Source organism: Shewanella sp. FDAARGOS_354 (genome assembly GCF_002209245.2).
In the GTDB taxonomy this organism is placed as follows: domain Bacteria; phylum Pseudomonadota; class Gammaproteobacteria; order Enterobacterales; family Shewanellaceae; genus Shewanella; species Shewanella xiamenensis.
On record NZ_CP022089.2, the window covers coordinates 2,049,740 to 2,071,867 of the forward strand.

Below are 22,128 nucleotides of genomic sequence, written 5' to 3' on the forward strand. Positions count from 1 at the left end.
TCCTTACTACTGATTGACAGGAACGGGAATAACCTCGCTATTGTCTTCTACAACGGCACCCGTATTCAATCGTTGTTGTAACATATGATCCTGTATATACGTATTAATTCGGCGACGTTGCTCGTTCATTTGGTCATTAGTGTAGCTCTGATTTTGTTGAACAGGCCCCGTCTGTAAGCTCACTGGCGACGCACTACCCATCAGAGGACGAGTAACAAGCACAGGTGATGGCGACGCGGCATCATCAGCTGTTTGGTTAAAGTTCTGTACGCCGACGATGGCAAACATGGCCACAGTAGCGGCAATTGCATACTGACCAAACTGCTTAAATAGTGGCACTACGCGGTTTTTATCCGTTGTAACTTGTTCAGTAACGCCTATCGGAGCCTTGGCTTGGGGCGAGACAATGGCAGGCTCAAGCTCAATTGCAGCAGCAATACTTGCACTAAGGTCTAACGCCATAGTCTGGGGTAATTCACCCCGCATAGCATCACCTATCAAATGATAGTTACGCCATTTATTATGTGAATGCGTATCGGCAGCAAGTTCTGCCATCGTCTGCACATCTGTCTCTCCATCGACAGCGGCTGATACCCATTCTTGACCTAATTTATCCATTGTTCACCTGTCTAAATTTAAGGGTTTCTTAAAATAAGAATTTAGGCTTCCAGCAAAGGCTGAAGCTTTTTATCGATTGCCTCACGGGCTCGGAAAATTCGAGATCTTACCGTTCCAACAGGGCAATCCATGATGATGGCAATATCTTCGTAACTCATCCCATCGAGTTCACGCAATGAAATCGCCATACGTAATTCTTCCGGCAATGTTTCTAATGTTTCGAAAACCACTTTCTTGATTTCATCCGATAACATTAGTCGCTCTGGGGAGGCAAACTCCTTTAGCGCATCACTACCTTCATAATATTCGGCATCCTCGGCATCGACATCATTTGCAGGCGCTCTGCGCCCCTGTGATACGAGGTAATTCTTAGCCGTATTAACGGCTATGCGGTACAACCAGGTATAAAACGCACTTTCACCACGAAAGTTTGGCAAAGCTCGATAAGCTTTAATAAACGCTTCCTGTGCTACATCAGCAACGTCGGCTTGGTTACGCACGTAGCGCGAAATCAAGCTAATCACTTTACTCTGATATTTAAGCACTAACAGGTTAAAAGCGTTTTTATCTCCCCGTTGTACGCGCTCAACTAATTGTTGATCACTTATTTGTCCACTCATCCGAGCCGACTTCTCCCAAATCTAAAATGCTGATTTCTCAGTCGCTCGAATCATATTCACTTATGTAGACTCGCGTGCTTTGAAAAAGTTCTAAGAATTATACAAAAAAAGTAAGGTTAAAAGGAAAGTACCCATAATTCGTCAGTTGGTTTACCATAGATGGTACTCTCAGTCATAGCATGATACCCGATGAAACAAGTAGTTGAACACCAATCTGACATATTAGTCATAGGTAGCGGTGCCGCAGGTCTGACACTAGCTTTGCATCTTGCTGAAAAAGCAAACATAATTCTGCTTTCAAAAGGCCCTCTCTCGGAAGGGTCGACATACTACGCGCAGGGCGGTATCGCCTCCGTCTTCGATGAAAGTGATACTATCGAATCCCATGTAGCCGATACATTAGTGGCTGGTGCTGGTTTGTGCGATAAAGAGGTGGTGACTTTTACCGCCGAAAACGCCAAGAGTGCAATGCAATGGCTAATCGAATGTGGCGTGGCTTTCGATAAAGAAGAAGCCACGGGGAACAATGCTAAAGATGCCCCTTATCACCTTACCCGCGAAGGCGGCCATAGCCATAGACGCATTCTACATGCTGCGGATGCAACGGGCAAAGAGGTGCAGACCACACTGCAAGAACGTGCCCTCGCCCATCCAAACATTCAAGTTTTAGAGCGCTATAACGCCATCGACCTTATCACCACCCGCAAATTAAATCGCCCCGGTAATCGCGTGTTAGGTGCCTATGTGTGGAACCGAAATGCCGAGCAAGTTGAAACCATCAAGGCTAAGTTTGTCGCTTTAGCCACTGGCGGTAGTTCTAAGGTTTACCAATATACTTCAAATCCCGATGTGGCTAGTGGTGATGGTATTGCGATGGCATGGCGTGCAGGTTGCCGCGTTGCCAACATGGAATTCAATCAATTTCATCCAACCTGCTTATACCACGCTGATGCCCGTAACTTTTTACTCACCGAAGCACTGCGCGGTGAAGGTGCCTATTTGCGTCGCCCTGATGGCAGCCGCTTTATGCCAGACTTTGATGAACGTGCAGAGTTAGCTCCCCGTGACATCGTTGCCCGCGCTATTGACTATGAGATGAAACGTCTCGGTGCCGATTGCGTGTATCTGGATATCAGCCATAAAGATGCTGACTTTGTAATGAAGCATTTCCCGACGATTTACAGTCGCTGCTTAGAACTCGGTATTGATATTACAAAGGACGCTATTCCGGTCGTCCCGGCAGCCCACTATACCTGTGGTGGGGTGATGACAGACTTACATGGTCAAACCGATCTCAATGGTCTCTATGCCATTGGTGAAGTCGCTTATACAGGCCTGCATGGCGCCAACCGCTTGGCAAGTAACTCGCTGCTTGAGTGCTTGGTATTTGCGCGGGCAGCCTCCCAAGATATTGAGAGTCAACTGCATAAAATCCCCTTACCAGGCCCAATCCCCGCATGGGATGAAAGTAAAGTTTCTAATTCTGATGAAGAAGTCGTTATCGCCCACAACTGGCACGAACTGCGCCTGTTTATGTGGGACTATGTGGGTATCGTACGCTCAGATAAACGCTTAGAGCGTGCACTGCGCCGCTGCTTGATGTTGCAGCAGGAAATCCAAGAGTATTACAGCAACTTCAGAGTCAGCAATAACCTGCTTGAACTGCGTAACTTAGTGCAAGTGGCGGAACTCATTATTCGCTGCGCGATGGAACGTAAAGAAAGTCGAGGGCTGCACTATAATATTGACCATCCTGAAAAGTCAGCTTCTCCGCTACCGACCATTTTGCAACCTGAAAAATAAGCGGATAGCTTAACTTAAACGCTTTTAACGGGCTAAATCTTAACAAGGATATAGCCCGTTTGTTATTTAGACGGTGTGAAAGTCGCATCACTCATAGTTCAGATTCAGATTCAGATTTAGATTAAAGTAGTTCGTGTTGGCTCACCGCCTGAGTTTTAACTTTAAGTAATAGCCTGCACAAGTTGCGATAATCTGTATCACTAAACATATCCGCCCATAGAGGTAAGAGATGCAACTTATTTGCAGATTGATAATAAACCAAGCAGATAAACGGCGTTACCCAAGTTCTGGGCAATACGTGAAACGCCTCCCCCGTTGATAGCCAGCCTTCTCCTTGACCATTAAGCTCAAAACGGCAATGCCATTTCCTCAGTTGCCATAACTGAGAGCACAAGAATCCCAATATTAAGACGGCGAGTATAGCCCTCAGTCCATGTAGTACTGCGGTATCCGTTTCTGGCCAGAGAAGTAAAGAAGTGCTACAGACACAAACAAATACGACCAACGAGAGACGTTGGTCAAAGGAGGCTTTTACACTAAAACTATGGCGCAGCTCGGCCACGGACTTGCACTACCATGCGGGCAAGCTCAGGATCAGGGCAAACTTCATGACCCATAAACCATGCAAATAATTCAGGATCTTCACACTCGAGCAAACGAATAAACAGGACTTTATCTTCATCAGACAAATCCTGATAAACATTCTCAACGAAGGGCTGGAACAAAACGTCTAATTCGAGCATTCCGCGGCGACATGCCCAACGGACCCGTGCAATGTTCATTAACTCCAAGTTAATCTCTCCCAAAACAAAATTCGCCTTAGTCTACCAGTTCAGTCCATGGAGTGTCGATGCAAGCGTTGTTGAAACACAAGTTTAATACTGCTTAACTTGAGTATCTAATCCGGCAAATAAATCACTAAAATCCGTTTCTAGGAGGCGTTTAACAGCAGGATGCTGGATCATCCGTTCGGCAAACATCACATGGTACTCTTCTTTCACATCTAAGGTCTCACCGAGTAAATGCATGCCATGGGAAATCACTTCTTGGGGATAAATCGACGGCATGACAAAGATACCGCGCTTAAGGTAACCAAAAGCCTTCATCATGGCCGCATCATCAAACTCACCTAAAATACTCACCTTAAGATTTTGCTCATCAAACCAACGATATAGTTGCTGACCGAGCGAAGTTCTACGGCCGGGGATCAATAGCGGCCCTTGCTCTAAACAGGCAGGGAAATCCGCACTGTAAGCTTCAGCAGAAAAGAAACTCACACCACACTCACCCAGTTTTTTCGATAGAATTTCGGGATATTTAAGTGACTCGCCCGCACAGTCTGAAAGGATCATATCGAGTTTATGCTCGCGTAAGCGAGACATTAAGCTTTCATGGGTCGCCTCATAACAGGCAAGGTGCATAGAGCCATCATTAGGAACAACCGAGAGCAACACTCTACTTGATAAGGCTTTCGATAAAGCATCAGCAATCCCAACCTCAAATAGAATAGCGTCATCTTTTTGATAGTTAAGTAAATCGAGCATCTCATAACTGAGAGAAAACATTCTATCGGCATAACGAAAGACGAGCTCTCCGAGCTCTGTCGCTTCTAGATTTCTGCCGACACGTTTAAATAAGCTACCGTTTAGCCTGTCTTCTAAGGCGCGGATTTGCCCAGTAATCGTTTGTGGAGCTAAATAAAGGGCTTCTGCAGCTTTTGCCACAGAGCCCTTTTTCTTAATCATCCAAAAATAGTAAAGATGGTTGTAATTGAGATGGAGCATCGCCAATGAGCTTCCTATTAGGGATGCCACAGCATCTATGCTGTGGCATATCGGGTAGCAATGACCCAGCTTAACAAATAATGAGTCAATAACGCTATTTTAAACGCTGGCAATCCAATAAGTTAACAACGATTCCTTGAAGTTGCTCTAAATCTGCGGCAGTACCAGTGCTAACCGCTTCAGTCACCCCAGAGACTAAACTGTCACGATCAGGAATTCGACTAGCACAATAAGTACGGTTTGCTTCTTGGAAACGTTTACCGCCACGGTATTTTAATGCTCTAGACTCGTAACCATTGGTTTCAAGCCTCGCGCCTAATGCCTCAGGTTTAAACATTAATGCCCCATCAACTATCCCCTCAAGATAGCTTTGGCAGGTTTGTGATGCGACATCTTTGTTGCAGGCATCAATTTGCGAAGCCATGGCACTTGAAGATAATGCTAACAATGCAGCAACTCCCACTAATTTCATATTTATCATAGTTATACTCCTTTTTTTGGTAACACTTTTGATAACCAGAAATACCCGATCAAGGCTGCGAGAATTGAGCCAATCAAGGTGCCAAGGCGTGCTAAATCGCCGAACATAGGGTCTGCCTGCTCAAATGCCAACGAAGCAATAAACATCGACATGGTAAAACCAATCCCGCACATCGCCGCCACGGGTGCGATCTGTTTCCAACCGATACCATCAGGCAACTGTGCCAACTTAAGCTTGACAGCAACAAAGCTAAACAGCATCACCCCTATCGGTTTACCTAACATTAATCCCAACGCAATCCCCACTGGCACAGGGGAAATAAGCGTATCTAAGCTCATGTTTCCTAAAGCGACCCCAGCATTAGCAAAGGCAAATACAGGCAGAATTAGGAAGGTGCTCCATGGGTGTAAACTATGCTCTAAATGCTCAGAAGGCGAACTTCCATCTTTTGCCCGAAGAGGAATACAGAAGGCAATAATGACACCCGCTAATGTGGCATGAACACCTGACTTGAGCACTGCAACCCACAGGATAAGCCCTAATACACCATAGGGTGCTAATGAGGTCACCCCTTTACGGTTTAAAGCAACTAAACCAACAATCGCAACACTGGCAATGATTAAACTAATGGTTGATAAATCGGTACTGTAGAAGAGGGCGATAATCACAATAACGCCTAAATCATCGATAATGGCTAATGCCAGCAGAAAGACCTTTAAAGCAACGGGTACGCGGCTACCTAGCAACGCCATGATCCCCAAAGCAAAAGCAATATCCGTCGCTGCAGGAATTGCCCAACCCGCTTGAGTGATAGGATCACCATAGTTAAATAAAAGATAAATTCCCGCAGGCACTAACATGCCACCAATGGCAGCAAAAGTTGGCAGAGAAGCCTGTGCCACACTCGATAATGCGCCTTCGAGTAGCTCGCGCTTAACTTCTAAACCAATCAGCAAGAAAAACAGCGCCATTAGACCGTCGTTAATCCACAGCAACAATGGCTTATGCAGATCGAGTGCACCGACACGCACCTGTACTTCAGTACCGAGAAAACCTTGATAGAGTCCCGCGAGAGGAGAATTGGCCATCAACATGGCAAAGGCAACGGCAATCAATAAAAGGATGCCGCCTGCAGACTCTTGGCTTAAAAAATTTCTAATCGCTTTTTCCATCTTGCACTCCCAAAAATCATAATAGATTGAGTGTAGACGAAGAAAATGAACAAGTATAATCGTTAGTTTCGACAAAACACCTCGGCTATTCCGAGGTGTTGGTCGATTAATTCGCCATTAAACGGCAACAGGCGCTTTGATATGTGGATGTGGATCGTAGTGGGTCAGTTCGAAGTCTTCGAATTGATAATCGAAAATAGAGGCAGGTTTACGCAAAATTGTCATGGTGGGTAAAGATCTTGGCTCACGGGTCAACTGCAACGCAGTTTGCTCCATATGGTTGGAGTATAAATGTGTATCGCCACCCGTCCAAACAAAGTCACCTAAGGCTAAATCACATTGTTGTGCGACCATCATCGTCAGCAACGCATAGCTGGCGATATTGAATGGTAAACCTAAAAATACATCACAACTGCGTTGGTACAACTGGCAGGATAATTTGCCGTCGGCGACATAAAACTGGAAAAACGCATGGCATGGCGCCAGTGCCATTTTATCCAGCTCGCCCACGTTCCATGCAGAGACAATCAAACGGCGCGAGTCGGGTTGCGATTTAATTTGCGCAATGACCTGCGAAATTTGATCGATAGCCTCATCACCTTGGGTCGGCCAACTGCGCCACTGCGCGCCGTACACAGGGCCTAAATCGCCGTTTTCATCTGCCCATTCATCCCAAATACTGACCTTATTGTCACGCAGATAAGCAATATTGGTCTCCCCTTTCAGGAACCACAACAGCTCATGGATAATCGAGCGCATATGGCACTTTTTCGTTGTGACTAAAGGAAACCCCTTACTCAAATCGAAACGCATTTGATAGCCAAACACCGAGCGAGTGCCTGTACCTGTACGGTCTGATTTATCCACACCTTCGGCTAAAATGTGTTTCATCAAGTCTAAATACTGCTGCATTACTGCTTACCCTCTGGACGAAGAATTAAATATAAACCGAAGAGGATCATCGGCACTGAGAGGATCTGCCCCATTGTCATAAAGCCCCAATAGAGGCCTAACTGTGCATCAGGTTGCCTTACCGTTTCGACAATCACGCGGAAAATACCGTAGCCTAGTAAGAACATACCCGATACTGCGCCGACTTTCTTAGTACGTTTACTGAACCAATAAAGGAGCAAGAATAATGCAACACCTTCAAGAGCAAATTGATAGAGCTGCGAGGGATGGCGTGGTTCTGGTCCACCGCTTGGGAACACCATAGCCCAAGGCACATCAGTCACGCGGCCCCATAACTCACCATTAATAAAGTTACCGATACGGCCGGCCCCAAGACCAATAGGCACCACGGGCGCCACCATATCCGCCACGGCAAAGAAGGTACGCTTTTGCTTCCAAGTGATATAAATCATGGCGGTAATCACCCCAATCAAACCACCGTGAAAGGACATGCCGCCTTCTGAAATTTTAAATAAATACATTGGACTAGCGAGAAAATAATCAAAATGATAGAAGAGCACATAGCCAATACGACCGCCTAATATCACCCCTAGGAAGCCATAAAACAGTAAATCGGAAACCTGCTCTCTCGTCCATAAACCATTGGAACGATCAGCCTGGCGATTGAGTAACCACATCGCCGCCACAAAACCCACTAAGTAAGTAAATCCATACCAACGCAGCGCAGGTTCAAAGGTTTGTCCAAAAATATCAAAGGGACCAAACTTCACGATCACAGGATCGATATTGGGAAAATTCAATGCCATAACTTATCCATCAACAGCCTCAAATTGAGGGCTAAAAACTAAAAATCAGCTCAGAATTAATTTGAGACCGACACAAAGGAGTAAAAGTGCAAATATTTTTTTAAGGACTGGGGTGGGCCAAGTGCTTGCAGCCTTCACACCAACCGGAGCCATTAAAATTGAGGTTATGATTAAGCCAAATAACGCCGGTAAATAGATATAGCCTAAGGTACCATAGGGCAATTCAGGGGCATTCATGCCCGCAATAATATAGCCGAAACTGCCAGAAAGAGAGATTAAAAAGCCCATCGCAGCAGAAAAACCTACGGCTTGACGCATCTGTAAACCATAAAAAGTCAAAAATGGCACTATCAGTATACCGCCACCTATTCCTGTCAAACCGGCCAAAACCGCAATCAAAGCCGATACAACAAAAAGCACGACTGAATTAGGTAATTGGCGATTTGATTCGGCTTTTACGGGATAAGCCATTTGAATTGTCATTAAAATCACAAAGATGGCAAAACCTTTCTGTAAAGCATCAGCAGGAATACGCTCAGCAATAAAACCTGAAGCCAGCGCGCCTATAATCAGGCCCGGTAACATTGATTTGAACAATTCCCAAGGCACATTACCGCGCTTATGGTGGGCACGTGCCGATGAAATAGAGGTAAGAATAATGGCGGCTAGCGAAGTGGCAATCGCAATATGGGGTAGCTGAGTAGAGCTAATACCGACCGATGGCAAAATATAAAGCAATGCAGGCACGACAATCAAGCCGCCGCCGATACCTAATAATCCTGCCATAAAACCGACAAACGCACCTAACGCCAAGCAAATAAAGAACACCAACAACAAACTATCCACACGAATACCTACAGCGTGATTAAGTGAAGCCTTAGCTTAAAGCAAAAGGCACGATTAGTTAATTAAGAATTGTGGCTAATCCTTGCTGAGTAAAATATTCTTTAACCAGCTCACGCACTTGGAAACCGTTAGATAGACTTAACGCCTGCGCGAGTAACTGTGCTAAATCATCACCAGAGACTCGGCGCAGCAGATAGTTAATTCGCGCTAAACTGCCTTGGTTCATACTCAATTGGTTGTATCCCATCGCCACAAGCAAGATCGCGCCCATGGGCTCGCCAGCCAACTCACCACAGATACTGATATCAAGATGATGATATTCACAATCTATTCTTGCCTGATGTAAGGCCCGCAAAATCCCCGGATGATAACTGTCAAATAATGAACTGACCCTCGGGTTATTGCGATCGACTGCGAGTAAATATTGGGTTAAATCGTTACTCCCAACTGACACAAAATCCACTCTCTTTGCCACTTCATCTAACTGATATAGCATTGCAGGCACTTCGAGCATTATGCCAATACGCGGCATTTCGATATTGCTGTTGACATCATTTTTGAGTTCAACATAAGCCTGCTCTAGGTAGGCTAACGCTTGATCGATTTCATCTAAATTACTGACCATGGGTAACAAAATGCTTAACTGCTTGCCTTCTGCGCCAGCCTGTAACATGGCCCTTAACTGCACAAGAAACAGCTCAGGGTGATCCAGTGATAGTCGAATACCACGCCAACCGAGGAAAGGATTGTCTTCTTTAATCGGGAAATACGGCAAAGGCTTATCGCCGCCAACGTCTAAGGTTCTCATCACGACAGGGCGACCCGAAGCCGCTGAGAGTACCTGTTGATAAACCTTTACCTGCTCGGATTCACTCGGAAAACGCTGCTGCAACATAAAGGGGATTTCAGTGCGATATAACCCAATACCATCTGCCCCTTCGGCAATTTCCGAGGCGACACCACTGAGTAATCCCGCATTGAGATAGAGTCTAATTCGCGTGCCATCAAGCATCACAGAAGGCAGCGCTAACTCCTGTGCGTATTGGCGCTGCAACGCTTTTTGCGCTGAGATAAGGCTGCGATATTCGCTAACAATAGCAGGCGATGGCGACACCATAAGCTGCCCACGGCTGGCATTGACGACTAACAGCTTTTGATCAATATCAGCGGAAAGCAACTGTTCAACGCCTGTAATCGCAGGTACACCAAGCGCACGCGCTAAAATCGCCGCATGGGAGTTAACGCCACCGAGCTCGGTCACAATCCCGGCTAATTTTTGCCGAGGAAATTCAGCCAACATTGTAGCATCGGCTTCTTTCGTCACTAAAATTACAGGTTTATCAGGTTCATGCTCTAATCGCTCAGGCTCAATCAATTGCCTTAGCACCTTTTGCCCCAAATCGCGGATATCACTGGCCCGCTCCTTGAGATAAGGATCTTCCATCGCCAAAAACTGCTGAATATAACGCAACGAAACCCGGCTCACCGCCGATTCAGCCTCCCAGCCCTGCTGTACTTCACGGGTATATTCACCACCGAGGCTGGCATCATCAAGTAGTAACTGTAAGGCATTGAATATTGAGGCGACCTCCTCATCCTGTTCTCGGTCGAAACGCTGAGATAGCGCACCAATCGCCTCTTTACAACGCCCCATTGCCGCGACTAAACGGCTGGATTCAAGGACAATGTCCTCGCAGCGCACATCGGGCTGTTCGAGGGAAATCTCCCCACCGAGCACTAACGCGTGTGCAATAGCGATCCCACTGGATGCGGATGTCCCTTGGAATAAAATCTGTTGATGGAGTGAACTGACCTGCGCCTTTTGTTTTAATCCTCGGATCGCCATCGCAAGCTGTGCAGCCAAGGTCATTAAAAAGGCTTCTTCGCCTTCACTAAATTGCCGTGCACTAGCTTGCTGCACCACAATCACACCCACAACCGCTTTTTGATAAATAATAGGGACAGCTAAAAAGGCACGGTATTCTTCTTCTGCAACCTCGGGAAAGAGCTTAAAGCGCGGATGTAAACGTGCATCGGCTAAATTCACCGCCTCCTCACGCTCGGCAGCTAAGCCCACCAAGCCCTGAGTTAAAGGCATGCGCACTCGACCGACAGCACTCTTTTCGAGACCATCGGTTGCGGATAAAACGAGTTCTTGCTGCTCTAGGATATAGACCGAGCAACATTGGGTTTCCATCGCAGCCTTGGTCGATGAAACTAGGACTTCTAATGCGGTTTCTAAGCTGTGGGCAGAAGCCACAGCTTGGGTAATATCCCTGAGCGTATTTAACACTGTTTTCAATCCTCTTTTGAAAATCAGCCCGTTGTCTTTTGTCTTACCCGCTTCCTCGGTATTTCCTGGGTTTGGAATGACAATGCCGTTACCGCAAATTCTTTCATGACCTTACGATAAACATCACGCTTAAATGAGACAACCTGCCGCACCGGATACCAATAACTTACCCAGCGCCAATCGTCAAACTCAGGGTGGCCTGAAGAACTTAAATTAATCGCACTATCTTGGCTTTTTAGTTGTAACAGAAACCACTTTTGCTTTTGGCCAATACACACAGGCTTACTGTCCTGTCTCACTAAGCGTTTAGGTAAACGGTATCTTAGCCAAGAGCGCGTCGAGGTTAATATAGTGACATGCTCGGGTTTTAAGCCAACTTCCTCATACAATTCACGGTACATAGCCTCTTCGGCCGATTCACCATCATCTACACCGCCCTGAGGAAACTGCCATGAGTGTTGTCCAAACCGTCTGGCCCACATGACTTGGCCATATCTGTTACAAATTATTATGCCCACATTTGCGCGAAAGCCGTCGCTATCAATCACATGGACTCCAAATAAGGATAAATTTTAATAAAGCGATTGTTTCACAAAGCCCGTCTCTCAGCAAACCTCTATTTTCAGCTTATCTTTGGATAAATAGTTTCAACTTACTACTTTATCAACAACTCATCGAATTAATTTAAGGGGATATCCACATTTTCTGTGGATATCTCTGTTTGAAACTAGGGTAAACTAGGTATATCGTTCAAAAAACAACAAATAGAATATACATCACAACGCATACCACATTAAAAAAATAACCTATAAATCATCAGGATAAACCTTAATAATTTACAAGATATCTATCCAAATACACAAACGCTCACTTTTTAACCTAAAATAAATCCTATTATTTAATTAGAGTAATCCTTAAATGTTATACACAGAGCACACCCAAAATTACCCACATCCCTATTTAAAAATGCCACTTACTACCATTGACTCAAAGATTTTATTCAGTTAAAGGCACACGCATTGTGAGTTATCCATAATATCTGTGGATAAATATGTGAGAAACGCAAGGGAAAGCCGAGAGTAACTTTGAACACTTTAACTGACACTTGCCTAAAATCAGATAAAAACAATAAAAATCATATTGTTAAATACAAAAAGTTAGCAATGCGTTTATTCTTATTTTAATGTTCATTTTTTGACCTTGGTTGCTAAGCAGTTATTTTCCAGTAAAATTCGCCTATGAAACCTATTATTCCCCCTCAAAATCTGAGCGAATTGCTCGAACGCGCTAATATGATGGCCGGCGTATCTTTGGCGCAAATTGCTGCCCATCGCGGTATTCATGTCCCCGTCAATCTGAAACGCGATAAAGGTTGGGTGGGACAACTCATTGAAATGGAATTAGGTGCGATAGCAGGTTCGAAACCCGAACAAGATTTTCTTCACCTCGGAGTAGAGCTAAAAACTATCCCCATTGATCATCAGGGCAAACCACTAGAAACCACCTATGTGTGTGTTGCACCGCTGACCAATATCGAAGGATTAACTTGGCAAGACAGCTTAGTGTGTCACAAGTTACAACGAGTACTGTGGGTACCAGTAGAGGGGGAGCGACATATCCCTGTGGGTGAACGCAGAGTTGGCACACCAATACTGTGGCAGCCCGATCCACAAGAGCAAGCATTACTGCAACAGGATTGGGAAGAAATCATGGAGCTGATTGCTCTTGGTAAAGTCGAAAATCTCACCGCTAGGCACGGTGAAGTTCTCCAATTACGCCCTAAAGCCGCTAATAGTAAGGCATTGACTCAAAGTATTGCCGAGGATGGCAGCCTCAAAATGACCAATCCTCGCGGTTTTTATCTCAAGACCGCCTTTACAGCAATGATATTAAATAAAGTGTTTGGTTAAATTTTTGTAGCTATATAGCGTTGTATTGATCCAGATCACAAATATCACTGGCACTCTAGTGATGATTTTCTATAAACTACGGCATCCTGAAATATATGGCCGTATTCGGATACAAAACCCGTTGTGAGAACTCGTAGACAAGCGAAAAAACTTCTTTTTGCGATATTAGCTTGGGCGATAGCCATGGCTGCATTCGTGTTTTTTCGATATGCCCAATCACCAGAACTGCCGCAATGGGCTGTAGGTTCGGCTGATCTCGCGACACTCGCCGTCTATATGGGGATTATTTTTGGCAGCTTACACTGGATGTCCAATCTGATAGCTGATTTTAGCGCTATCAATCGCCTACCTTATATCTTCTCAGTCATTTTTAAAGGATTGTTCCTGTTATTGGGTGCAACAACCTTAGCTTATATGACCCAATTTCTAAATATGTGGGCCATTGAAAATCACATGTCGACCCTTAGACAAATGCTTACGGCGCATATTCTCTATAGTCCCTCATTCCAAGCCTTAATTGTTTATTTAGTCGTTGTACGAGTGAGCTTAGCCTTTGTTGAGCAGATGGGGCTTTTAGTTGGGCCACGTATTTTACTCAATATTGGTTTAGGTAAATACCATAAGCCAAGATACGAACAGCGTTTATTTCTTTACTTAGATATGGTCGCCTCAACAACTCACGCTGAATCCCTTGGCGATTATCGCTTTAGTCGCCTAATCCAAGATAGTTTTAGCTTACTTTCAGATACTGTGAGTAATAACGAAGCTGAAATCTACCGCTATATGGGTGATGCCGTATTAATCCATTGGCCCTTAGAGGAAGGTGTTGTGCACGACCGCTGCATGAATATCTATTTTGAATTTAGCCAGCAATTAAATTGGCAGAGACGTTACTTTGAAGAACACTATGGTTTTGTGCCTAAATTTAAAGCGGCGGCTCACTGTGGGCAAGTCGTTGCTGCAGTTGTTGGTGTTCAAAAACAAGAAATTAGCTTCTTTAGTGATGTACTAAATACGTTAGCGAGACTGCAGGATCAATGTAATCCCTTAGGACAGCGTATGTTGATCTCTGGCGCCTTAGCGGGACGACTCGATAATCCTAACAGTGAGTATCGTTTGACTAATCTGGGCCCGATTAAATTAAAAGGGAAACAACACTCGATTGAAGTGTTTGGTGTTTCCCCTTTATAAAACTCACCAAAAGCAAAAATACTCAGTGATTATGCGGTTTCGTTAGCTAACAATTTTTGGATCAATAAACCTAGCGTACGGAAAGTTAAAATTCGGCTGGTTGTTTGTCGCCATACTAAACCGATATCGCGATATGGCGCTTCACCTGGCGGAGTCATGACCACCAGATCGGTATCATTCAAGATCCCTGCATCAATCGCCATTTGCGGTAAGAACGTTGTGCCCAGTTTGCTATTTACCATTTGTACTAAGGTATGCAGACTCGTGGCAGCAAAAGGATTGACTTTAGCACTGTCGCCCAACTGACAAGCAGTAATGGCATGGCCAGTAATACAATGCTCGCTCTGCAACAGAAAAATACTCTCATCAGGTAATGTCTGATAATCGATCGGCTGATGAATTCCCCCCACTAAATCTTTGTGGATAACCATCTTAAAGGGATCAATACCTACCTTCATGCTGTGGTAGCCACTGGTATCAACGGGTAGAGCAAGAATGAGTATATCTAACTCCCCTTTACCCAACGCATCGAGTAAGCGCTCTGTTGTATCCTCTTTGAGTAATAGGCTCATCGCGGGATAAGCGTGTTGGCACTGTTTGACAACGCGGCTGAGTAAAAATGGAGCAATGGTAGGAATACAACCTAAGCGGATATCCCCCGTCATAGGCTCACCTTGGTTTTTAACCAATTCAACTAAATCATCTACATCCGTGAGGATTTTGCGAGAACGTTGCACCACTTCCTCACCAATAGCGGTGAACATAAAAGACTTGTGATCCCGTTCAATTAACTGGTGGCCAAGCTGTTCTTCAAGATTCTGAATGCCGCTTGACAGAGTCGATTGGCTGACAAAACACACCTTAGCGGCGCGATTAAAATTCTGCTCTTGATGAAGATTCACCAAGTAATATAGATTCTTAAGGCTAGGTAAATTTTTCATTTTATCGATTGCCACTACGGTTATGAATTAATAAATTTAATCAACTCTACCATAAGTTATCAACTAAAACGCGGCTAAATTACTCAATAGTGTGAGCAAAATCGATTTTCAATCAAGGTAAAACGCTTGAGGCGACTCAGAATAAAGGAGGGAAAAGCAAAAGAGGGGATAAAACGAGAAGGAAGAAGTTATCGAGGTGCAACCTTTACGCCGCACCTCGCAAACCAAACTAGGCTTTAGCCTGTAAGAATTGCTTTAATTGCTGCAGATCGGCACTCGCAAATTCAACAATTTGCGCGACCCAAGTTGCATGTTCAACTTCCCAACGCGCTTCTTCGCCATGCTGCAGTAATTGGGCAATTTGCTGAATACGTTTTAAACCAACTGAACCCGCTGCACCTTTAAATTTGTGGGCCTCAGAACATAAAGTGTCCTTGTCAGCAGCTTCGTTAGCCTTTACTAGATTCCCAACATATTCAGGCATTAATTGCTCAAATAACACCACGCTCTTTAGCAAAGTACCGGCACCAATCGCGCTGCAATACTGTTCTAACGTATTGAGATCTAGAATTGTCTCTAATTCAACTGTGGCCATCTAGGCCTCCCTTAAGTAGTCCAATGCTTAAAACAAATTTATGACATGATACCCACTAAAATTGTCAGCGCAACTTATAGCAGCATTTGTGGTCAAAAGATGTTTTTATTAACAAAAAATCAACTATATCAAATACTATTAGCGATAAAAAATTACCAAATGAATCCATTCAGCAAATATGGACATTATGGTCGCGCTAATGCCGCCCCTTGTCCACCCTTACTCGCAAGATCCTCAACAATCGCCACTAAGCCATTCCAACGATAACCACACCAATCGGGTGCCAGCAGTATCGGTTTTTTCGCATAGGCGGTCACCCGATGAAATATCACCTCTTTCGGTGTATGCCGAACCAGTTCGCCGACACAAGCCGCATACTCCTCAATACTGAGCAAAGGTAAGCGCCCTGCGCGCCAAGCTTTTGCCATAGTACTACCCTCAACCACATGTAATGGATGAAGCTTTAAACCATCTACGCCCTGCGTCAGCACGGCCTGAAGGGTCGCCATGTAATCGAGACGAGTTTCACCGGGTAAACCTAAGATAAGGTGAGTACACACCTTTAAACCGCGGCTTCTCGCCCGCAAAACGGTATCGCAATAACAGGCAAAATCATGGCCACGATTAATCTTGTGTAGCGTCTTGTCGTTGGCGGTTTGTAGCCCAAGCTCCAACCACACATCAACGCCTTTTTGCTGGTAACTTGCTAGTAAATCTAACACATTATCTGGCACACAGTCAGGACGAGTGCCAACACACAGGCCCACAATCTCACTGTCTTTGACCGCCTCATCGTATTTAGCCATCAACACTTGATACTCATCATAAGTGCTCGTATAAGCCTGAAAATAAGCGATAAACTTATCCGCATTCAGCTTGGGTTTCGCCTCTTTATAACGGGCTTTCCCTTGTTCTAGCTGCTCACTGATGCTGAGCGTTTCCGTTTGCTGATAACTAAAGGACGCCACGTTGCAAAAGGTACAACCACCACGTCCAAGCGTGCCATCACGGTTAGGACAAGTGAATTTGGCATCTATGGTGAGCTTGCGTAATCGCTCACCGTATTTAGCCTTACAAACAGCACCAAATGTGTTTACGTATGCATCGAGCCCCATTAGCTCACCTGCCATATTTCATGTCGTTTCATTAAAAATAACCAAGATAAAATCACAAGAAAGAAGAAATAATGATGTGTAGATAGACGAAAAAACTCATGATAAACAAAGCGACCACACTTTTCTTGGCGGTAAATCAAACTCTCATAATATTCACCATATCCAAGCTAAAAACCTGAGCCGCCCCTCACAGGGCCTTTACATTCTGTGATAGCACTCACAACCAAAAAGAATAACAATTCACTTATTTCATATTTTTATACAAACACTGTATTTGCAATAAAAATCACTATTTCTAAATCAAAAACAATCCGCGCCAATGTTACATTTTGGTAACTTACAAGTTTTTCATTTTTTAAAATTCTTTTTATTCATAATGTTATACGACACTTTAATCAGTTAACGTTAACGTCAAGCAATTGTGTTTTGTGTATGAAACATGAATTAATACCCATATTTTATGCAAAATTTTGGTTTGACCTTTAGTTAATCTCAGGATAATTTGGGTGGTTCGGGTGCATATCTATAGAAAGTCTTTACATTTCTCCCGAGTAGTAATTTCGTTGAGGTCAAGGGAGGTTTTTGTATGAGCTTATATCATCCCAGTTTTGAGCGGGACAATTGTGGGTTTGGCTTGATTGCACAAATGGATGGCGAAGCCAGTCATCGTATCGTGCGCACAGCTATCCATGGCCTTGATCGCATGAAACACCGTGGCGGTATCGCCTCTGATGGTCGAACTGGGGACGGCTGTGGTTTATTGATGCAGCTACCATTGCAATTCTTTGAGGCCGTAGCCGCAGAAAATGACTGGCACTTGAGCCGCAAATTCGCTGTAGGCATGTTGTTTTTAAGCCAAGATGAGGAATTAGCCGACCAAGCTAAATTCATCCTCGAACGCGAACTGGAGCGTGAAACATTAAGTATCGCTGGTTGGCGTAAAGTCCCTATCAATCCTGAGGTATTGGGTGAGATTGGTAAATCGAGCCTACCGCAAATCTATCAAGTGCTGATTAACGCCCCCATTGGTTGGCGTGAGAAAGACCTTGAGCGACGTCTCTACATGGCTCGCCGCCGTTTAGAGCAACAAATTACTGACGATAAAGACTTTTATGTCGCAAGTCTTTCAGGTCAAGTCATCGTCTACAAAGGCTTGATGATGCCAGCCGACCTGCCCGCATTCTATCCCGACCTTGCCGACATCCGTTTGAAGAGCTCTATTTGTTTATTCCATCAACGCTTTTCAACCAATACGTCACCTAAATGGCCACTCGCTCAACCCTTCAGGTATCTTGCCCATAACGGCGAGATCAATACGATTACCGGTAACCGCCAATGGGCCCGTGCCCGTGCCTATAAATTTAATTCGCCGCTGCTGCCTGACTTACAGCAGGCGGCACCCTTTGTGAATGAAACGGGTTCTGACTCCTCCTCCCTCGACAATATGCTCGAGATGCTGCTCTCTGGCGGGATGGACTTATACCGCGCCATGCGTTTGCTGATCCCGCCAGCATGGCAAAGTAACCCTGAGATGGATGACGAGCTAAAAGCCTTCTATGACTTTAACTCCATGCATATGGAGCCATGGGATGGTCCTGCAGGTATCGTAATGACCAACGGTCGCCACGCCGCTTGCGCGGTCGATCGTAACGGTCTGCGCCCATCTCGTTATGTGATCACCAAAGATCGTATCTTAACCCTTGCCTCAGAAGTCGGCATTTGGGACTACGCCGCCGATGAAGTGATTGAAAAAGGCCGTGTCGGCCCAGGCGAGCTGTTAGTGTTAGATACATTAAATGGCCGGTTATATCAGTCATTCGAAATCGATAACGATCTTAAGCGTCGCCACCCCTACAAAGAATGGATGGCGAAAAACAGTCGTACTTTAATTCCTGCCGAGCAGCTAACGACAGAGCAACATGGCGCCAGTGAATTAAGTCCTGAGCAACTACTGCAATACCAAAAGCAATTTGGTTACACCCGCGAAGAGCTTGAACAAGTGATTTGGGTACTGGCAAAACAAGGCGAAGAAGCGACTGGCTCCATGGGCGATGATACGCCAATGGCCGTATTGTCGAAAAAGTCACGCTCGCTCTATGACTATTTCAGGCAAAAATTCGCTCAAGTCACTAACCCGCCTATCGATCCATTGCGTGAAAAGCACGTGATGTCTCTGGCGACCTGCATTGGCCGCGAACAAAACCTCTTCAACGAAACTACTGGCCATGCCTATCGAGTGATGTTCAACTCACCAATCTTATTATTCAGTGATTTCAATCAATTACTCGGATTAGATAGCACTTACTATCGCGCTAATATCGTCGATTTAAACTACGATCCGAAGGAAGGCTTAGAACACGCTATCCGCCGCATCACCTCGGAAGCCGAGCGTTTAGCCCGCAGTGGCACTACGCTGCTGATTTTATCCGACCGCGCAATTGATAAATCGGCGCAGGTGATTCCAGCAGCCATGGCGGTGGGCGCGGTGCAACAAATGCTGGTGAGTAAGAGCCTGCGCTGCGATACCAACATCATCGTTGAGACTGCATCAGCTAGAGATCCGCACCACTTTGCAGTGCTACTCGGCTTTGGCGCCACGGCGATTTATCCCTATTTAGTGTATGAATCAATCTCAGATCTGGCTAAACGCCATGATTTAACCGATACCACAGCCTTGATGCTCAACTTCCGTTACGGCATCGAGAAGGGTCTACGTAAGATCATGTCTAAGATGGGGATCAGCACCGTCGGCTCCTACCGTTGTAGCCAGCAGTTTGAAGCCATTGGTATCGCCAGTGATGTGATTGAACTGTGCTTTAAAGGTGTGGTGAGCCGTATAGAAGGTGCAAGCTTTGAGGATATCGCCAACGATCAAGCGCTGCTGCATAAAGCCGCTTACCGCGCCCATGTGCCACTGCCACAGGGTGGTTTACTCAAATACGTGGATGGCGGTGAGTACCACTGCTTCAACCCTGATGTGGTCAACACATTGCAGGCATCCTTAATCGACAAAAATTTTGCGACCTATAAGAAGTTTGCCGAATTAGTCGATAACCGACCAGTTGCCACCCTAAGGGATTTGATTGGCATTAAGGCTGACCAAGCTGCAATTGAACTGGATAAGGTCGAGGCTGCTAGTAACTTGTTCCCACGTTTTGACAGTGCGGCCATGAGTATCGGTGCCTTAAGCCCCGAGGCCCATGAAGCATTAGCCATTGCCATGAACCGTTTAGGTGGCCGCTCTAACTCGGGTGAAGGTGGTGAGGATGCTCGCCGCTTTAACACCGAACGTAACTCGGCGATTAAACAAATTGCCTCGGCACGTTTTGGCGTAACCGCCCATTACCTAGTCAATGCCGATGTGTTGCAGATTAAAGTTGCCCAGGGTGCAAAACCCGGTGAAGGCGGACAACTGCCAGGCCATAAGGTGAGTGTAGAAATTGCAGGGCTGCGCCACGCGCGCCCCGGTGTAACCTTAATTTCACCACCGCCACACCATGATATTTATTCTATCGAAGACTTAGCCCAGCTGATTTTCGATTTAAAACAAATCAATACCAAGGCACTGATCTCCGTGAAGTTAGTGTCTGAGCCAGGTGTCGGCACGATCGCCACTGGAGTGGCAAAAGCCTACGCCGATATGATCACTATTTCTGGCTACGATGGTGGCACGGGCGCGAGCCCTATCACCTCGGTGAAATACGCCGGCAGCCCATGGGAACTTGGCCTTGCCGAAGTGCATCAATCTCTGGTGGAAAATGGCCTACGCCATAAGATCCGCTTGCAGGTCGATGGCGGCCTAAAAACCGGAACCGACGTCATCAAAGCAGCCTTACTCGGCGCCGAGAGCTTTGGCTTCGGGACTGTGCCCATGATTGCCTTAGGTTGTAAGTACCTGCGTATTTGCCACCTGAACAACTGCGCTACCGGTGTCGCAACTCAGGACAAGAAACTTCGCGATAACCACTACCACGGCTTACCAGAGCGAGTGATGACTTACTTTGAGTTTGTCGCCGAGGAAGTGCGCGAATGGATGGCAACCCTAGGGGTCAGCAAGTTCGAAGACTTAGTCGGCCGCAGTGAGTGGCTACATACCTTAGAAGGCCAAACCGATAAGCAACGCGGACTCGATTTAGCGCCGATCCTGTATCAGCCGAAGGTCAGGGCCAGCACCTCGCGCACCTGGCAGGAAACCAATCCACCAGCAGATTTAGGCTTACTCAACCAACATTTGCTCAACGAGTGCCAGAGTGCAGTCGATAAGGGCGAGTGTTTCGATGCAGCTTACAGTATCAACAACACTGACCGCTCAGTGGGCGCACGCCTATCGGGCTATATCGCGACCACCCTTGGTGTTAAAGGCACTAAGGCACCGATAAAACTCAGCTTTAACGGCAGTGCCGGCCAAAGCTTTGGGGTATGGAACAGCCCAGGCCTTGAACTCAAGCTCTGCGGTGATGCCAACGACTACGTTGGTAAAGGCATGTCGGGCGGCAAGATTGTGATTTATCCACCGCTGGGTAGCCCATTCCAGAGCGAGCGCAGCGCGATTGTCGGTAACACTTGTCTGTATGGTGCGACTGGCGGACGCTTCTTCGCCGCGGGCCAAGCGGGTGAACGCTTTGCGGTACGTAACTCGGGCGCCATCGCCGTAGTTGAAGGCTTAGGCGATAACGGCTGCGAATACATGACCAGCGGTATTGTGGTCGTGCTAGGTAAAACCGGGGTCAACTTCGGCGCGGGGATGACGGGCGGCTTTGCCTATGTTTTCGACCAATTTGGCCGCTTTAATCGCCGCGTCAATAGCGAACTGGTAGACACCCAAAAGCTCGAATCGCCTATTCATCAGCAACATTTAAAAGGCTTGATTGAGGAGCATGTGGCCGAGACTGGCAGTGAGCACGCGAAGATGATCTTAAGCGACTTTGCCAACTGGTTAGATTGCTTTGTATTAGTGAAACCGAAAAATATCGCCGTTGCAGATCTGCTCAAATTAGAGCAATCGAGCCCGGAACTGGCAGTAAAAGCGGGGTAATAGCAG

The 22,128-nt window shown here is 45.9% G+C and carries 19 protein-coding genes; 4 read left to right on the plus strand and 15 right to left on the minus strand.

Annotated elements, in window-relative coordinates:
* Nucleotides 1–6 precede the first annotated feature (6 nt).
* The gene (locus CEQ32_RS09255) at nt 7–618 is read right to left on the minus strand and encodes a sigma-E factor negative regulatory protein (RefSeq protein WP_055646699.1); all 612 of its coding nucleotides are present in this window, start codon (nt 616–618) and stop codon (nt 7–9) included.
* Between the two features lie 41 nt (nt 619–659).
* Nucleotides 660–1,238 carry an RNA polymerase sigma factor RpoE gene (gene rpoE / locus CEQ32_RS09260; protein ID WP_037415584.1) on the minus strand — a complete coding sequence of 193 codons (579 nt, stop codon included), beginning with the start codon at nt 1,236–1,238 and terminating at the stop codon, nt 660–662.
* Between the two features lie 189 nt (nt 1,239–1,427).
* Between rpoE and nadB the strand changes: the two genes are divergently transcribed.
* Nucleotides 1,428–3,041, plus strand: coding sequence for an L-aspartate oxidase (gene nadB / locus CEQ32_RS09265; RefSeq protein WP_088585906.1), 1,614 nt, complete (start codon nt 1,428–1,430; stop codon nt 3,039–3,041).
* A gap of 121 nt (nt 3,042–3,162) precedes the next feature.
* On the opposite strand, the gene CEQ32_RS23080 is transcribed toward nadB, so the two are convergent.
* The 10 genes from CEQ32_RS23080 to rppH all read right to left on the minus strand — a co-directional run bounded on the left by CEQ32_RS23080 (nt 3,163) and on the right by rppH (nt 11,883).
* Nucleotides 3,163–3,603, minus strand: a complete 441-nt coding sequence (locus CEQ32_RS23080; protein ID WP_082389595.1) for a protein YgfX — start codon at nt 3,601–3,603, stop codon at nt 3,163–3,165.
* Nucleotides 3,584–3,832 (minus strand): succinate dehydrogenase assembly factor 2, encoded by a 249-nt coding sequence (locus tag CEQ32_RS09275; protein WP_088586970.1) that lies wholly within the window; start codon nt 3,830–3,832, stop codon nt 3,584–3,586. Before CEQ32_RS09275 ends, CEQ32_RS23080 begins: the two co-directional genes overlap by 20 nt.
* A gap of 84 nt (nt 3,833–3,916) precedes the next feature.
* Entirely contained in the window at nt 3,917–4,825 is a 909-nt protein-coding gene (nhaR, locus tag CEQ32_RS09280) for a transcriptional activator NhaR (RefSeq protein WP_037415659.1), read from the minus strand.
* Between the two features lie 94 nt (nt 4,826–4,919).
* Nucleotides 4,920–5,306 carry a hypothetical protein gene (locus tag CEQ32_RS09285; protein WP_037415577.1) on the minus strand — a complete coding sequence of 129 codons (387 nt, stop codon included), beginning with the start codon at nt 5,304–5,306 and terminating at the stop codon, nt 4,920–4,922.
* A gap of 2 nt (nt 5,307–5,308) precedes the next feature.
* A complete protein-coding gene (gene nhaA / locus CEQ32_RS09290; protein ID WP_055646701.1) occupies nt 5,309–6,478 on the minus strand; it encodes a Na+/H+ antiporter NhaA in 1,170 nt (389 codons plus the stop codon).
* Between the two features lie 117 nt (nt 6,479–6,595).
* Complete coding sequence (gene thyA, locus CEQ32_RS09295; protein ID WP_055646702.1) at nt 6,596–7,390, minus strand: thymidylate synthase; 795 nt, start codon at nt 7,388–7,390, stop codon at nt 6,596–6,598.
* Nucleotides 7,390–8,196, minus strand: coding sequence for a prolipoprotein diacylglyceryl transferase (gene lgt / locus CEQ32_RS09300; RefSeq protein ID WP_037415571.1), 807 nt, complete (start codon nt 8,194–8,196; stop codon nt 7,390–7,392). Before lgt ends, thyA begins: the two co-directional genes overlap by 1 nt.
* Nucleotides 8,197–8,241: 45 nt before the next feature.
* Nucleotides 8,242–9,042, minus strand: coding sequence for a sulfite exporter TauE/SafE family protein (locus CEQ32_RS09305; protein ID WP_037415568.1), 801 nt, complete (start codon nt 9,040–9,042; stop codon nt 8,242–8,244).
* A gap of 58 nt (nt 9,043–9,100) precedes the next feature.
* Nucleotides 9,101–11,335, minus strand: coding sequence for a phosphoenolpyruvate--protein phosphotransferase (gene ptsP, locus CEQ32_RS09310; protein WP_055646703.1), 2,235 nt, complete (start codon nt 11,333–11,335; stop codon nt 9,101–9,103).
* Between the two features lie 23 nt (nt 11,336–11,358).
* Complete coding sequence (gene rppH, locus CEQ32_RS09315; protein WP_037415562.1) at nt 11,359–11,883, minus strand: RNA pyrophosphohydrolase; 525 nt, start codon at nt 11,881–11,883, stop codon at nt 11,359–11,361.
* A gap of 690 nt (nt 11,884–12,573) precedes the next feature.
* Between rppH and mutH the strand changes: the two genes are divergently transcribed.
* Together mutH and CEQ32_RS09325 are read left to right on the plus strand one after the other, a co-directional pair.
* Nucleotides 12,574–13,245 carry a DNA mismatch repair endonuclease MutH gene (gene mutH / locus CEQ32_RS09320; RefSeq protein ID WP_037427588.1) on the plus strand — a complete coding sequence of 224 codons (672 nt, stop codon included), beginning with the start codon at nt 12,574–12,576 and terminating at the stop codon, nt 13,243–13,245.
* A 183-nt stretch (nt 13,246–13,428) separates the two neighbouring features.
* Complete coding sequence (locus tag CEQ32_RS09325; RefSeq protein ID WP_211164521.1) at nt 13,429–14,436, plus strand: adenylate/guanylate cyclase domain-containing protein; 1,008 nt, start codon at nt 13,429–13,431, stop codon at nt 14,434–14,436.
* A 29-nt stretch (nt 14,437–14,465) separates the two neighbouring features.
* On the opposite strand, the gene oxyR is transcribed toward CEQ32_RS09325, so the two are convergent.
* From oxyR to CEQ32_RS09340, 3 genes are all read right to left on the minus strand, one after another.
* Nucleotides 14,466–15,377 carry a hydrogen peroxide-inducible genes transcriptional activator OxyR gene (oxyR, locus tag CEQ32_RS09330; protein ID WP_050991326.1) on the minus strand — a complete coding sequence of 304 codons (912 nt, stop codon included), beginning with the start codon at nt 15,375–15,377 and terminating at the stop codon, nt 14,466–14,468.
* Nucleotides 15,378–15,606: 229 nt separating this feature from the next.
* A complete protein-coding gene (locus tag CEQ32_RS09335) occupies nt 15,607–15,972 on the minus strand; it encodes an Hpt domain-containing protein (RefSeq protein ID WP_037415552.1) in 366 nt (121 codons plus the stop codon).
* A 185-nt stretch (nt 15,973–16,157) separates the two neighbouring features.
* Nucleotides 16,158–17,087, minus strand: a complete 930-nt coding sequence (locus CEQ32_RS09340) for a TIGR01212 family radical SAM protein (protein ID WP_069455411.1) — start codon at nt 17,085–17,087, stop codon at nt 16,158–16,160.
* 586 nt (nt 17,088–17,673) lie between these two features.
* Here CEQ32_RS09340 and gltB point away from each other — a divergent pair.
* Nucleotides 17,674–22,122: a glutamate synthase large subunit gene (gltB, locus tag CEQ32_RS09350; protein ID WP_088585907.1), complete on the plus strand. Its 4,449-nt coding sequence runs from the start codon at nt 17,674–17,676 to the stop codon at nt 22,120–22,122.
* Nucleotides 22,123–22,128 lie beyond the last annotated feature (6 nt).